Below are 13,898 nucleotides of genomic sequence, written 5' to 3'. Positions count from 1 at the left end.
GGTAAAATCTCCACCCAGGATAATTAGGGAAGTGAAATAGAGAAATCAATCAATATGTAGTGACAATCTCAAAAATTAAGTGTAATAATATCAATATGTTATGAATTTTGCTGTTGAATGCAGGTTACGAAGAAAGAAGAATTTGCAAGAGAGGGTAAGGAGGGATTTGGAAAAGCTTAAAGAGGGTTCCCTTTTTGACTGAGGAGGAGATAGAGCCAATAGTTGAGAGGGCAAAGGAGGCAGGAGCAGATCATATTATCGCCAGCAGTTTCAAGGTTCGAAGAGATATCTGGAGCAGATTCAAGAGGACATTTCCAAAACTCTCTATGAGATTGGAGCCTCTTTACTTTAAGGAGGGAGAGAGGATTGGAAGTTACTGGTATCTGCCCAAAGCCTTGAGAAAGAGATTGATGGTTAGGGTAAGAGAGGTGTGTAAGAGATATAACCTCCCTTTCTCCTCTTGCCGGGAGGGATTCTCAGACCTTCAAACTGCAGCAACCTGTGATGGAAGCTGGCTTATTAGATTTTGATCTTGATGTTTAAGGATTGCAATCTGTAAAATAGAGTGATTAACATGGATTCAGCTATTATTGGTGCGATAATTGGAGGGCTATGTGCAATTATAGCTGCGGTTATTCCTCTCTTGCTAAAGAGAAAGAAAAAACCACCCCAGCTACTACCAAAGCCACCTCTACCTCCTGAGATTCCTTCAAAGCCACCTCTACCTACTGAGATTCCTTCACCCCCTACCCCTTACTTTGCCCATCCATATCCCCTGCAAGAGAACTTCACTGGTCGCCTACCAGAACGAGAGATGCTGACTGATTGGTTGACAAGAGACCCTCATCCAATGCTGACTATGACTGGGATTGGTGGGATGGGAAAGTCTGCCCTCTGCTGGTATTGGCTGCAAGAAGATATTCGGGGAAGTGAAGAACAGCCAAAGAAGGTTATGTGGTGGTCATTCTATGATAAAGAATCCAGATTTGAGAGGTTTCTCTTAAAGGCTATTGAATACTTCAGTGATGAGGAAATTGACTGGAGAGAACTCAAATCCCCTCGTGATCAGATGGATCGGCTCTATAATGAGATTCTTTACCAGAATCGCTTTCTCCTCATCCTTGATGGTGTAGAGAGGGTGTTGCGTGGTTATGCTGGATTGGGTTCTCCTTACCAGGGTGATGAGGTAAGAGAGGATGAGCGGGGAGACTTTAGAGCCTGCATTGACCCCAATCTTGGTATATTCTTACAACAATTAGCCTCAGGTTATCCAAAGACAAAGACATTGCTCACCAGCCGATTATATCCCAGAGAACTGGATGATATTGCTGGCTGTCTCCACAAGGAATTGACCCAGATGGATAAAGAGGATGCTGTAGAGTTTTTCCATCGCCAAGGTGTCGAAGGAACAAGGGCAGAGATTGAGGCAGCTTGTGAGCCTTTTGGCTATCATCCATTGTCATTGAGACTGCTCTCGGGTATGATTATTAAAGACCCTAAATATATGGGTGATATAGTTGCCTGGTCAAGACATAATCCTTTACCTGAATTAAAAGGGATTAGAGGAGAACACCATATATTGGAGTTAGCCTATGATTCATTAGATACTCAGAAACAGAGCCTTATCAGCAAATTGGCTGTCTTCCGTAATCCTATGGATTATGAGGCTATTGCTATCTTCAATGAATTTAAGACAGAGGAAGAATTTGATAATGCCTTGATTGAACTTGTAGATAGAGGGCTATTACTTCGTAATACTCAAACGAATAGCTATGACCTCCATCCTATTGTCCGAAGATACTGCTATGATAGATTAAAAGATAAGGAGGGTGTTCATTCCCGATTACGAGACTACTTTGAAACCATACCAGAGCCTGAAAAGATTGAATCTTTGGATGATTTAGCCCCTGTAATAGAACTTTATCACCATACCGTGGGTTCAGGGAGGTATGAGGAGGCTTGTGATTTATTTATGAACGCATTGATAAGCCAACTTATTATCAATTTGGTGCCTACAACTTGAGAATTGACCTCCTGAAAGCCCTCTTCTTAGATGGTGAAGAAAGACCTCCCAGGCTGAAAGATGAAGCATGGCAAGCATGGACCCTGAACGAACTGGCAAACTCCTACTCCCTATCTGGTCAGCCCCAGAAGGCAGTGCCGCTGTTTGAAAGACAGATTGCAATTCGAGAGAAACAAGGTGTGAAGAAAAGTGTTGCCATCGGCTTAGGCAACCTCGCTAGTACAGCTCAGATTCCACTCGGTGAACTTAAGGCTGCTGAGTCCAACCTGCGACGCTCAATCAACCTTTGCCAGGAGATTAAGGATGAATTTTGGGAAGCTGTGGGTCATCAAGAGCTTGGTCGATTGCTTGCCTATCAGGGTAATTTTTCAGAATCAGAGAAGGAACTAGAAAGGTCAACAAGATATTGGGAAAAGATTGATCATAAGCAAGGTCTTTGTCTGGATGAGGCATACCGTAGCCTTCGTGCCCTACTTATGGAAGATGCAGATAGCGCACTCAAGGAAGCTTTGAGGGCAAGAGAGTTAGCAGATGTTAGACATTATGAAAGAGACATCATCCGGGCTGAATGGCTCATTGGTTCTGCTTATCTTGCAAAAGGAGATTTAAACAAAGCAGAATCACATCTCAATGAGGCTATAATCCGTGATAGAAGAATAAACTTGGTAGAATTAGAGCCCGACATCCTTTTAGCCATAGCAAAGCTGCGGTTTGCCCAAGGACATAGAGATGAGGCAGAGAAGCTGGCAAAAGAGGCTTTAGATATTGCCACAAGATGTGAGTATAGATTAAAGCAGGCAGATATCCATATTTTCTTAGCAGAGTTTTACTTATCTACAAAAGACCCTGCCCAGGCAAGAGAAGATCTTGAGCTGGCCAAAGAAAGAGCAGCCTGCGGCTACCAACCAGCCCTTAACAAAGCGAAGCTTCAATAAAACTTCTTGACAGATGGAGGAAAATAGTCTAAAATAAATTAGTCTAAAATAAATTAGACAAATTATTTGACAAGAAGACATAATCATAATATGGAATTTATTAATCGTAAAGAAGAACTCGATTTTTTGAACAAAAGATGGCAAGAAAAAGGTGCCCAGCTTATCCCCATCTATGGGAAGAGAAGGGTAGGCAAGACAGAGCTTACTTTGCAGTTTATTAAAGATAAACCTCATATCTATTTTTTGAGTGAGTCAGTTCCAAAAGAGCTGCAGCTGCGTAAGTTTGCAGAAGTTGCGGGAGGGTTCTTTAACGATAAGTTCATTACGCAAGGAGGTTTTCGTGATTGGGTCCAAGCATTAGAATACCTATCTAAGAAGAAAGAGAAGATGGTGATAATAATAGATGAATTCCCTTATTTAGTAGAGGGTGATCCAGCTACACCATCCCTTTTCCAAAAAGGATGGGATTTATATCTCAAGGATTCACCTCTATTTATTATCCTTTTGGGTTCAAGTATTGGCATGATGGAACGAACTACCCTCTTTTATCGAGCACCACTCTATGGTAGAAGAACTGGTCAGATTCGACTTCAGCCATTCTCCTTTAAACAGCTTAAGGAGGCCTTCGAAGCCTTCCCTTTTGAAGAGAGGTTAACAATCTACTCAATCGTTGGTGGAATGCCTCCTTACATAAATCTCTTTCGAAGGCAAAAGAGGAATATATGGGAGGTAGTTAAAGACCAAATACTGACTAAAGGAAGTCTCCTCTATGAAGAGGTAGAATTTCTACTCCGGGAAGAACTCAAAGAGCCAAGGAATTACTTTGCCATCCTGATTGCCCTTTCTCTTACAAAGACAAAGTTATCTGAAATCCTTAATGAGACTGGCTTTGATAAAGGGACAGTCTCAAGGTATCTATCTATTTTACAAGACCTACAGATTGTCACTAAGGAAGTTCCAGTCACAGAAAAGGTTCCCCAGAAGAGTCGAAAGGGTTTGTATCGGATCGAAGATAACTTCTTCAATTTCTGGTTCCGCTTTATCTTTCGTAATAGAGACCTACTTGAAGAGGGGAAGAAGAAAGAAGTCTTAAAGATGGTCAAAAGAGGGATAGGAGAGATATTATCAAGAAATTATGAGAAGATTTCGCTTGAGACACTCAAGGAGGCAGTAAGTAAAAGAAAGCTGCCAATCTATTTTACCCGATATGGACGCTGGTGGGAAAAGGGTGAAGAGATCGATATTGTGGCTGTAAATCAGGAGCAGAATAAGATACTATTTGGTGAAGTAAAATGGTCTAACAGGCCAGTAGGGACAAATATCTATAAGGATTTAAAACAGAAGGCACAAAAGGTAATCTCTAAGAGAAGGCCAAAGAAGAAATATTTCTGTCTCTTTAGTAAGACAGGTTTTACTCAGGCTATGTTGGATATAGCCAAAGAAGAAGGTGTATTCCTATTTGAGAAGGATTCTCTCATCGTATAATGGTAATTTGGCAACATAATGGGATGCAGATTACAAAGTGCCTCAATAAAAAACGAAGAAATCCTAAAAATTGTGGACAAATTACCAGGATTATGGTATGTGTTTATTTTAAAGGAGAAAAAATTTACAAATTAAAGGCTAATGACTAAAGGCTAAATATATATGAAGATTTTTGTTAGTTCTTCTTGAGGTTGATGGCTATGGGTATTCTGGCAAATCTAAAAGATAAACTCTTAGTTGAGGCACACCACGCCTGTGTTATATGTGGTAAGTCGGGTGTGCAGATACACCATATTAATGGCAATAAAGAGAATAACGATGAATCCAATCTGATCGTATTGTGTCTCAGACATCATGATGAAGCTGAGAAATCAAAAGAGGGACGAGGACTTTCAGTAAATCTTACTCCTACCCAATCATATCTTTATAAAAGGATAAATTTAGGGAAGCTGTGGGTCATCAAGAGCTTGGTTTATTGTTTGCCTATCAGGGTAATTTTTCAGAATCAGAGAAGGAACTATCAAAAGGCTTAGAATTGTTCATTAAAGAAAAGGCAGTTCAACCTCAAGGTATTATCTGGGTCTACCGTAGCCTTCGTGCCCTACTTATGGAAGATGCAGATAGCGCACTCAGAGCGGCTCAGAGGGCTTATGATATTGCCTTCAGCCGTCAAAATGAAAGGGATAGAATCCGGGCTGAATGGCTCATTGGTGCAGCCTTCTTGGCAAAAGGAGATTTAAACAAAGCAGAATCACATCTAAATGAGGCTATAATCCGTGATAGAAGGATAAACTTGGTAGATTTAGAACCCGACATCCTTTTAGCCATAGCAAAGCTGCGGTTTGCCCAAGGACACAAAGAAGAGGCAGAGAAGCTGGCAAAAGAGGCATTAGATATTGCCACAAGATGCCAATATCGCCTAAACCAGGCAGATATCCATATTTTCTTAGCAGAATTTTACTTATCTACAAAAGATTCTGCAAAAGCAAAGGAACATCTTGAACTCGCCAAAGAAAGAGCAGCCTGCGGCTACCAACCTGCTTTGAACAAAGCTTCTCAACTAACCATTTAGGAAAGAGAGATTTTCCTTTAATCTCTCTATCTCATCCTTCTGTTCTTCCATCTGGTTTGTTATCTTTTCCCCTTGTCTTTCAATAGCAATCCAGACAAAGAGATTGATAATGGCTGATAGCATTATTATGCTTATTGCTACTAAGCAGAGGAAAAATATAAGGTTATCTACCTTCTTATAAACTATTGCTATAAATGGTATGCCCAAAAAAAGAAGCACTATTATCAGAGAAAAACAGAGGCTGAAGATAATGTTTCTTCGGTTATTCTTTCCCACAAAGTCTAAAAGGTCTGTTATCTTTGACATCACATACCTCCTGCCCCATAACAAAAAGGGGCAACAAATCAATATCGGCCACCGTCCAGTAAATCCGATAAATGACTGCTACCCCTGTTCTCCAGAGATAACAGCCTTCTTCTCACTGGACGGTGAGAGGAAAAATCCCCTTTAAGAAAAAGGCCGACTCAACCCTTTAAAAAGTATTTTACCAAAAAAGCCCCATTCTTGTCAATCACAAAAACATCCCATATTTTCTTGTCCAGGGAAACCTTGCAAAATCCTATGCCCAATCTGCCTACTAAAAAGCCAAAGCAATGCACTACCGCTTATTAGAAACCAAAGCACAATCTTCCTTGATTGGCTCAAGGCTGTAAGGTCAAGGTTTTCCTATACCCTATTCCTTTAAACTCCTAAACTTTTTATTCTCTGTGGAATATTCCCAACAATTTTGTTGGCCAACAATTTTGTTGGCAAATAATTTTGTTGACAAAATCTTTAGTAGGTGATATAATTATAAATGAAAAAGGCCAAAGATGCTAAATGAAACATCCTTAATTGAAGAAATGATAGAGGATTTAAAGAAAAAGGTAGGTGATAACTTGCCTTCTCATTTTTTTCAACCCCATCTCTGGGTTGAAACTATCACTGAATTGAGGTCATCATGGGAGACCTTTTACCAGGTTTTTGTAAACGAATATCTCTATCCCTTTGTCGCTGAAGAAAATTCTAACATCTTTAATAATGATAACCGAGAAGCCTATCGTATGGATATTGAAAACAAAAATAGAATTAAATCAGCTACTTCTATTATTGATAAAATCACAAGAACTATTGATAAACAAAAAATCCCTTTCCTAAGAGGATATAACTCAAAAAATTTAAGGGAATTTATAGAAGATTATATGTTAAAGATTGACGATATTGTCCGCTGTCGTATTCTATGTAATTATCAGAGTGATATGGATGAGATTGATAAAAACCTAACCACTGAATTTGTCAAGGCAACTACTAATTCAAAAATTACTTACTGTAGTGAAAAAAGAAGGGATAAAAGAATAGAGGCAGGCAGAAGTTTTGAAAAAGGGGCTCACCGTGCCATTCATGAATACTTTCAGATGGAGAGAGATGGAAAAATATATTATCTTGAGATTCAGATTATGACCTTTTTGCAGGAGGCATGGGATATTAAACAACATTTAATCTATGAAAAGATAAGAAGAAAGATAAATACCCCAAAGATTCAACATATCAAAGACCGCTTTCATATCTTAAGCGGGCTACTGATGATTGCTGATGAATTTGCAGATAAAACCTGGAAAATCTACCAAAAAGGAGGCAGATGATGAAGCTCTATAAATATCTCTTTGAATTCTCAGGGGAGAAGAATTTTTCCCTTGGGCTTATAAATGAAAGAAAGGTAGATGAAACAAGGGTTTTAGACCTTTATTTTCTACTCCATAGCACTGCTTTGAAATTTGCCCGAGAAAATTTGCTAAACTTTATCCAAACACCAGCTACAAGTAAAGAAGCTTTGGAGGTAAAAGACATTTCAGAATACATCTATCTTGAAGGAAGCTTTAATGAGAAAAGATTTAGGAGACACCTTACTTGGCTTTTTACAAAGGGTAAAATTCCCAGGTTCCCGGTGCGAATAAGAACCCTTCCTCCTTTTGATGAATTGGTGGGAAGGGAAGGATTGCTCCAAAAGATAGAGAACTTGATTAAAGAAAAAAATGTCTCTTTGCGTGCTCCCAGATGTTATGGAAAGACATCTATACTTAATGCCATCTTTGAAAGACCTCCCCAAGGCTGGCAACCTTTATTTATCCAGGCAAGAAATCTGCAAAATCCTGCTGCATTTGTGGGTGCCATCGCTTATGAACTAACCTCAGATTCTGCCATTGAACGCCAAGTAAAAAGAGAGCTTATAGAAAAACAGGCAGAAAGAGCATTAACCGATACCTTAACCTCTCTTCTTCCTGAAGATAAACACCATTTGCTCCTGGTGGATGAATTTGCTGAATTTTTAAGGAATCTCAAAGAAAATAAAGCCCTTAAGGATTTTGATAATGGCTTTTGTAATTTCTTTAATCTCCCCAAAATAAGATTTATTATCGCCAGTAGTGAAGCAGAAGACAGAATTTCTGGGAATAAAGGGTTAAAGATACTCTCCAATTTTGAAAAGGTAAATGTCCCTTTACTAAAAGATGATGAGGCAGGGTTATTGCTGGAGGAACTTGCTTATAATTCAGGGATAATCCCAAAAAAAGGCGAGATTGAAAGGATAAAGAATTTACTTAAGACATTTATCCCTTATTTTATTCATATCTTTGTCTCGGTGTGGAATGAGGGAAACAAAGAAATAAGCCCTGAAGAGGTGTATGAAAGGTTACTAGGCAAAGAAGGCTGGAATCTTTTAAGGGATTTTCAGGAGCTACCCAAGAGATACCCTCCTAAGTTGATCTCCTCAAGTTATAGCCTCCTTTCAGAGATGGCTATAAGGGAGCAAGGGATAGAGAAAGGGGAGGCAAAAGCAATCTTTAAAGAAAAAGCAGGCGCAGATATATCAGATTTTGAAGAGATGATTCAAAGACTTATAGATGACCTTTTAATAGAAGAACAAAAAGAGAGATACTATTTTAAGGCATCATTATTAAAGGAATTCTGGAGAAGATTTCCCACATAATCATTACCCACAAATTGGGTAAAAGGGGTGAGCTAAAGAATGAGTGAAATACTAATTAGCCGATTTCATCCTGCTATTGAGGAAGCCAGTGCTCTGGAGTCTATCTTTGTAGGAAAAGAAAGAAAGGATTATGTTGAGGAGATACTCAAAGAATTAGAAGAAGAAATTACCTCAGATAGATACCTTCAGTCCCGCTTTTTCTATGGCCCCGCAGGTATAGGAAAGACCTTTCTCCTCTCAATAATCTTCCATAGAATCAAAAAAAACTCCACCCTCTCTAAAAATTACTTTCCCGTCTTACTTCCTGAAGAACTCTTTGGAGTCCGAAATGTAGCCGAGATAATCTTAAGGGTTCTTGAGACAATTGTTACACCCCAGGGAAGAATTATCTCTGATGAAGAAAATAAGAAAATCCAGCGCTATGTTGAAGATAAGATTAGCTGGGTTAAAGAGGCAAAAAGCAAAGAGCAGAGGTTTAATCGAGGCAAAAGTGTGCTTTACGAAATAAAAGAAAGATTTGGGAAGAGAACAATAATAATGATAGAGAACCTTGATAGATTAGTTCCATCCTTTAAGAAAGAGGAGTTAAATAATCTTCTTTCCATCTTACCCCGTTCAAAGAGTCTTAAGATATTAGCCACAGCCGCAACCTTTATCAGGGATATGGGTAAAATAGGCTCTCCGATCTATGGGTATTTTAAAAAGAATGAACTTACTCGCTTGACTAATGAGGAGTGTTTTGAGTTAATCTCAAGAATACAAGAATTTTATGCCAGAGAATATCCTAAGCTAACCCAATACTTCCGCTCCCCAGAGGGAAAAAGAAGGATAAGGATATTTCAGGCTATCTCTTATCTTTCTGGTGGCTTGCCCAGAATGATCTTCCCCCTCTTTGAGATTGCCCTGGCTGAATGTGAAAGGGAGTCTGATGGAAAAGGGGCAAAAGAAAGATGGCAGTCTTCGCTTGGATTTATGCAGGAGATGTTTGAAAAACTAACCCTAATTTACCGCGAGGCATTATGGGCTCTACCCACAAGTCAAAGAGAGATAATAGAAATCTTTGCCCAATCTCAAACCTCCTTACAACCAAAGGAGATTGAAAACCTGACCCATCTTAGCTCAAAGGAGGTCTCAACCTACATCTTAAGGCTAATAGAGAGGGGTTGGCTAAGGAATGTTACCGAAACTATGGGTAAGAAGAGATTTTATATCCTCTCTGAACCACTCTTTCCTATCTGGTATAGATGGAGAAGGGGTGGCTCTCCAGAAGAAAGATGGCTCTTTGTTATCTATCTACTTGCCTATATGTTCACTGAAGAGGAATTAAGATATAAAGAATCTGTATCTGAAGAGATGAAGGGGATATATCTTCAGGCAATCTCCTTAAAGCCTGAGATTGAGTCTATTATTACTCAGAGAGCCAGATTTATTGAAGCGCCCATAGAAAAGGGTATCACCAAACCTGATATTGAGATATGGCTTGACAAAGCAGATGCATCTTTCAAACTTGGTCGCTATGAAGAGGCACTCAAAGCCTATGATTATGCAATAAAGCTAAAACCTGATTTTGCTGAGGCATGGTATAACAAAGGAGTGTTTCTTGGCAATCTTGGTCGCTATGAAGAGGAACTCAAAGCCTATGATTATGCAATAAAGCTAAAACCTGATTTTGCTGAGGCATGGTATAACAAAGGACTTACCCTTATTTATTCCATAAAGCCTCTACTTTTGGAGAAAAATTATGGTTTGGTAAAGGAGAGAATAGAGGTGATAAAGGCGATGTTATCTTCTGATAGGTTATCTACTGGCAAGATAGAGGAAGACTTTATCTCTTTTCTCAGAGAGTTATTCAGGGAAGGTCTTTATAAAGAAATGGAGATATTGAAAGGGATATTTTTGGAGTTAAAGTGGGAAAGTTATCTTGAAAGATTTAGCCCTCTTTGGACAGCAAGCAAGATGGGAGAATATCTGGATAATGATAAGCCTTTAGAGGCATTAAAAATCCTGGAAAGACTGGATGCAGTAAATAGAAAGGCTATTGAAAGGGTGCTGGAAATTAAATATGGAAAAGACTGGTTTAAAGAGGCGAAGGAAAAGATGAGAAGTCTATCTAATCTTTTTTAGTAAATATAAACCCACCTGATTTTGGTACGTGTTTAGCTAATGCTTAATGTATCCTAAAGTTAGGAAAGAAGATATGGAAAATTCTAAATACATAAGCACAAAATTCTAAACAAATTCAAAGCACAAAATCCAAATGACCAAAACAATGGCCGATGTTTTTGGATTTTGAACATTTGGATTTTGATATTGTTTTAAGATTTCGGATTTTCAATTTCGGATTTATAAAGATTGATACTTTTTATGTAGGAGCTAAACACATACTGAGAGACAGAGAATTTAACCACTTATTCCTATTTTGAGGTGTAAAAGAGAGAAAGATTTCTAAGGTAAAAAAACTTTTTTTAACCTAAAACAAGAGGCAGAAGAAACCGCCCAAATCCTTGAAAGCCTATAATTTACTTTCCCGATGGCTATAAATCCCTTCTATCCTTTGATTTCTTACGCTCCTCCCTGATCCCTTCTATGACTCCCGTTATAAGTGAGCCAAATAGCCAAAAGAGGATTATATAGACAATATCTGTTGTGGTAAGCTCTGACCACTCCATCTCTACCTCCTTGCCCCATAAACAAAAAGGGGCAACAAATCAATATCGGCGACCCGTAACGAACTCCGATAATGACTGCTACCCCTGCGATGCAGAGATAACAGCCTTCTCCTTAGTTACGGGTCAGAGGAAAATCCCCTTTAAGAAAAAGGCTAAATCAACCCTTTAAAAATTATTTTACCCGAGAATCCTCATCTTGTCAATAACAAAAAACTACAAAGGTTGCGAGAAAGACCTACAAAATGCCCTTAAGCTCATCTTTTGCACCGGCTTTAAACTCTACGAACCCGAGGCAGAGCTAATCTTAGCCAAAGCATATCTGGGAAAAGATAAAGATAAGGCAAAGACCTATGCCAATTCAGCCTATGAAAAGGCTAAAGAGATGGGCTATCACTCACCCCAGCTTGAGGCCTTCCATCTGCTAACAGAGATAGAGTAAGTTTTCGTTGACAATGAAAACTTTCTATGATATACTTTCATTTAGAATGAAGACAATAAGATGGAAAGGGAGCTATTAAAAGAGATAATATTGGAACAACAAGAGGTTATAAAGAATAAGGAGATAGGGATAGAGCGCCAAGATTTATCCAAGATCAAGGAGTATATACCCCTCCTCCACACCATTCTCATCTCCGGGATGAGGCGGGTAGGAAAGTCAACCTTACTTGCCCAGATTATCGATAGGTTCTATAAGGGCAATATCTATTACCTTAACTTTGAAGACGAGAGATTGATCAATTTTGAGCCTGAGGACTTTAACCATCTCTATGAATCATTTGTGGAGCTGTTTGGTAAGCAGAAGGCCTTCTTCCTTGATGAGGTCCAAAATGTCAAAGGCTGGGAGATGTTTGTTAGAAGGATGTCAGAGGCAGGATTCAAGTTCTTTATCACAGGTTCAAATGCCTCACTATTAAGCAAGGAAATAGGAACCAAGCTCACTGGAAGGTATCTTACCTGTGAACTCTACCCATTCTCGTTCAAGGAATTCCTCAAGTTAAAGGGATATCTCCTCACAAAAAATGCACTCTCTTTGACTGCAAAACGGGCAGAGATAAAGGGATTGTTTAATGAGTATCTAAAAGAGGGTGGTATGCCTGAGTATCTCAAGTTTAGAAACCCTGAGATATTGAAGAAGGTCTATGACGATATACTATACCGTGATATAGTGGCCAGATATGATATTAAGGAGACAAAATCCTTGAGAGAATTGGCTCTCTATTTTTTGAGCAACCCAGGAAGCCTCTTTTCTCACAATAAGTTGAAGAAGGCATTAGGGTTGGGTAGTGTAAATACAATAAAGGCCTATACCGAGTATCTTGAGAACTCATTTATGATATTTGTTGCCAACATCTTCTCCTATTCGCTGAAACAGCAGTTTATTGCTCCCAAAAAGGCCTATTGTATAGATAATAGATTGGCTGATTGTATATCCTTTAAATTCTCAAAAAATAGGGGAAAGTTCCTGGAAAACTTAGTAGTTACAGAACTAAGAAGGAGGGGAAAGGAGCTCTATTACTATAAGACAAGAAAGGGGCTTGAGGTTGACATCCTGATAAGAAAAGGAGAAGGGGTTGAAGGATTGATCCAGGTGACCCAGAGTCTATCAGATGTAACAGTGAGACAGAGAGAACTGAAATCTCTCACCGCTGCTATGGAGGAGCTTGGACTTCAAAAAGGGCTAATCCTTACTCAAGACGAGGAAGAAAAGATCAAACTTTCTGACAAGGTGATAAATGTAAAGCCAGTATATAAATGGCTGCTGACAGTCTGATCTTTGTTGTGCCTTTGGCAGAGAATTGAGGTAAAGATATGCTTGAGATTTTAGAACTGATCTTTTAACCTTCCTTGAGATTGCCAGAAAGGTTGGTATGCCAGAGCTTGAAATTGAAGCATTGCTTGAATCTACCAAGTTGTGGTTGGATATGAAAAAATATAAAGAGGCTATCCAAGATGCAAACCAAGTCCTTAAGCTATGTGCTCGCACAGGCTTTAAGCTCTACGAACCCGAGGCAGAGCTTGCCTTAGCCAAGCTACATTTAGCTCAAGGAAACCCAGAACAAGCAGAACCCCTTGCCCAATCTGCCTATGAAAAAGCAAAGAATATGCACTACCGCATAATAGAAACCGAAGCAGATAATTTTCTACGGGAGATAGTATAAACAAAAACTATTTCTTTTTCTTATATTATTTGCTATAATAATAAAAAGGGACAACTACTATGCAGGCAAGAAATTTAGACGAGGTGTTTTCTCTATTTGACCCGATGGAGCCATTAACAGGTCAACAACTAAAAGATTATTATGTTGATAGAGAGAAAAACCCTGTACAAAGATTAAAAAAATACCTGCTTCGTGAACCAGGAAAATATCATAAGATACTTTTTGTAGGCCATAGAGGCTGTGGTAAATCTACTGAACTCAATAAACTAGGGGAGGATGAGGATTTAAACAAGGATTATTTCATTGTTCTCTATTCTGTGGAAAAGGTATTGGACCAACTTGATATAGACTACATTGACCTTCTTTTTTCTATTGAGTCAATGCTCTATCAATATGCAGGAGAAAAAGGGATAAAGTTTGATGATGAGCTACTTTTTTATCTCTCAAGATTCTGGACACCAAAGTAGTAATTCTCGGTAAAAACTTAAACACATTAAAAATCATCATTTTTTTCTTTTATCTTCTCTATCCTTCTATATTTATAGTGATTTTTGCCTTTCCCTTTGGTTTTTTCTTCTTTGTTTTTTGTA

General features: G+C 38.8%; 14 protein-coding genes. 12 read left to right on the top strand and 2 right to left on the bottom strand.

Annotation, left to right across the window (positions count from 1 at the left end):
- Nucleotides 1-194 precede the first annotated feature (194 nt).
- The 5 genes from AB1630_05480 to AB1630_05460 all read left to right on the top strand — a co-directional run bounded on the left by AB1630_05480 (nucleotide 195) and on the right by AB1630_05460 (nucleotide 5,515).
- Complete coding sequence (locus AB1630_05480; GenBank protein MEW6103253.1) at nucleotides 195-530, top strand: hypothetical protein; 336 nt, start codon at nucleotides 195-197, stop codon at nucleotides 528-530.
- Between the two features lie 44 nt (nucleotides 531-574).
- Complete coding sequence (locus AB1630_05475) at nucleotides 575-2,023, top strand: hypothetical protein (GenBank protein ID MEW6103252.1); 1,449 nt, start codon at nucleotides 575-577, stop codon at nucleotides 2,021-2,023.
- On the top strand, nucleotides 2,020-2,958 hold the full coding sequence (locus AB1630_05470) for a tetratricopeptide repeat protein (GenBank protein ID MEW6103251.1): 939 nt from the start codon (nucleotides 2,020-2,022) through the stop codon (nucleotides 2,956-2,958). The genes AB1630_05475 and AB1630_05470 overlap by 4 nt, the downstream gene beginning before the upstream one ends.
- 90 nt (nucleotides 2,959-3,048) lie before the next feature.
- Nucleotides 3,049-4,443 (top strand): ATP-binding protein, encoded by a 1,395-nt coding sequence (locus AB1630_05465; protein ID MEW6103250.1) that lies wholly within the window; start codon nucleotides 3,049-3,051, stop codon nucleotides 4,441-4,443.
- 451 nt (nucleotides 4,444-4,894) lie between these two features.
- Nucleotides 4,895-5,515 carry a tetratricopeptide repeat protein gene (locus AB1630_05460; GenBank protein ID MEW6103249.1) on the top strand — a complete coding sequence of 207 codons (621 nt, stop codon included), beginning with the start codon at nucleotides 4,895-4,897 and terminating at the stop codon, nucleotides 5,513-5,515.
- Here AB1630_05460 and AB1630_05455 read toward each other — a convergent pair.
- The gene (locus tag AB1630_05455; protein ID MEW6103248.1) at nucleotides 5,504-5,821 is read right to left on the bottom strand and encodes a hypothetical protein; all 318 of its coding nucleotides are present in this window, start codon (nucleotides 5,819-5,821) and stop codon (nucleotides 5,504-5,506) included. The genes AB1630_05460 and AB1630_05455 overlap by 12 nt on opposite strands.
- Before the next feature lie 506 nt (nucleotides 5,822-6,327).
- On the opposite strand from AB1630_05455, the gene AB1630_05450 reads away from it, so the two are divergent.
- The 3 genes from AB1630_05450 to AB1630_05440 are packed head-to-tail and all read left to right on the top strand — an operon-like array spanning nucleotide 6,328 to nucleotide 10,604.
- Complete coding sequence (locus tag AB1630_05450; GenBank protein MEW6103247.1) at nucleotides 6,328-7,137, top strand: hypothetical protein; 810 nt, start codon at nucleotides 6,328-6,330, stop codon at nucleotides 7,135-7,137.
- Nucleotides 7,134-8,480: an ATP-binding protein gene (locus AB1630_05445; GenBank protein ID MEW6103246.1), complete on the top strand. Its 1,347-nt coding sequence runs from the start codon at nucleotides 7,134-7,136 to the stop codon at nucleotides 8,478-8,480. The genes AB1630_05450 and AB1630_05445 overlap by 4 nt, the downstream gene beginning before the upstream one ends.
- A 39-nt stretch (nucleotides 8,481-8,519) precedes the next feature.
- Complete coding sequence (locus AB1630_05440) at nucleotides 8,520-10,604, top strand: tetratricopeptide repeat protein (GenBank protein ID MEW6103245.1); 2,085 nt, start codon at nucleotides 8,520-8,522, stop codon at nucleotides 10,602-10,604.
- A gap of 410 nt (nucleotides 10,605-11,014) precedes the next feature.
- Here the strand turns inward: AB1630_05440 and AB1630_05435 are convergent, their stop codons facing one another.
- Nucleotides 11,015-11,149 carry a hypothetical protein gene (locus AB1630_05435; protein MEW6103244.1) on the bottom strand — a complete coding sequence of 45 codons (135 nt, stop codon included), beginning with the start codon at nucleotides 11,147-11,149 and terminating at the stop codon, nucleotides 11,015-11,017.
- A gap of 196 nt (nucleotides 11,150-11,345) precedes the next feature.
- Between AB1630_05435 and AB1630_05430 the strand changes: the two genes are divergently transcribed.
- The 4 genes from AB1630_05430 (at nucleotide 11,346) to AB1630_05415 (ending at nucleotide 13,775) form a co-directional block, all read left to right on the top strand.
- Nucleotides 11,346-11,588: a hypothetical protein gene (locus AB1630_05430; GenBank protein MEW6103243.1), complete on the top strand. Its 243-nt coding sequence runs from the start codon at nucleotides 11,346-11,348 to the stop codon at nucleotides 11,586-11,588.
- 60 nt (nucleotides 11,589-11,648) lie between these two features.
- Nucleotides 11,649-12,920 (top strand): ATP-binding protein, encoded by a 1,272-nt coding sequence (locus tag AB1630_05425; protein ID MEW6103242.1) that lies wholly within the window; start codon nucleotides 11,649-11,651, stop codon nucleotides 12,918-12,920.
- 97 nt (nucleotides 12,921-13,017) lie between these two features.
- Nucleotides 13,018-13,308 (top strand): tetratricopeptide repeat protein, encoded by a 291-nt coding sequence (locus tag AB1630_05420; protein ID MEW6103241.1) that lies wholly within the window; start codon nucleotides 13,018-13,020, stop codon nucleotides 13,306-13,308.
- Nucleotides 13,309-13,367: 59 nt separating this feature from the next.
- The gene (locus AB1630_05415; protein MEW6103240.1) at nucleotides 13,368-13,775 is read left to right on the top strand and encodes a hypothetical protein; all 408 of its coding nucleotides are present in this window, start codon (nucleotides 13,368-13,370) and stop codon (nucleotides 13,773-13,775) included.
- The last annotated feature ends 123 nt before the right edge of the window (nucleotides 13,776-13,898 follow it).

The sequence above is a fragment of the bacterium genome (genome assembly GCA_040753555.1).
Classification (GTDB): domain Bacteria; phylum UBA9089; class UBA9088; order UBA9088; family UBA9088; genus JBFLYE01.
The sequence above is the reverse complement of the archived record's forward strand: the minus strand, read 5'-3'. Positions and strand labels throughout refer to the sequence as shown.

What these genes read in the sequence shown, in the direction of transcription:
- AB1630_05415 (MEW6103240.1), top strand. Translation starts at nt 13,368, where the DNA reads ATGCAGGCAAGAAATTTAGACGAGGTGTTTTCTCTATTTGACCCGATG.
- AB1630_05435 (MEW6103244.1), bottom strand. Translation starts at nt 11,149, where the DNA reads ATGGAGTGGTCAGAGCTTACCACAACAGATATTGTCTATATAATCCTC.
- AB1630_05440 (MEW6103245.1), top strand. Translation starts at nt 8,520, where the DNA reads ATGAGTGAAATACTAATTAGCCGATTTCATCCTGCTATTGAGGAAGCC.
- AB1630_05420 (MEW6103241.1), top strand. Translation starts at nt 13,018, where the DNA reads ATGCCAGAGCTTGAAATTGAAGCATTGCTTGAATCTACCAAGTTGTGG.
- AB1630_05455 (MEW6103248.1), bottom strand. Translation starts at nt 5,821, where the DNA reads ATGTCAAAGATAACAGACCTTTTAGACTTTGTGGGAAAGAATAACCGA.
- AB1630_05450 (MEW6103247.1), top strand. Translation starts at nt 6,328, where the DNA reads ATGCTAAATGAAACATCCTTAATTGAAGAAATGATAGAGGATTTAAAG.
- AB1630_05465 (MEW6103250.1), top strand. Translation starts at nt 3,049, where the DNA reads ATGGAATTTATTAATCGTAAAGAAGAACTCGATTTTTTGAACAAAAGA.
- AB1630_05445 (MEW6103246.1), top strand. Translation starts at nt 7,134, where the DNA reads ATGATGAAGCTCTATAAATATCTCTTTGAATTCTCAGGGGAGAAGAAT.
- AB1630_05425 (MEW6103242.1), top strand. Translation starts at nt 11,649, where the DNA reads ATGGAAAGGGAGCTATTAAAAGAGATAATATTGGAACAACAAGAGGTT.
- AB1630_05475 (MEW6103252.1), top strand. Translation starts at nt 575, where the DNA reads ATGGATTCAGCTATTATTGGTGCGATAATTGGAGGGCTATGTGCAATT.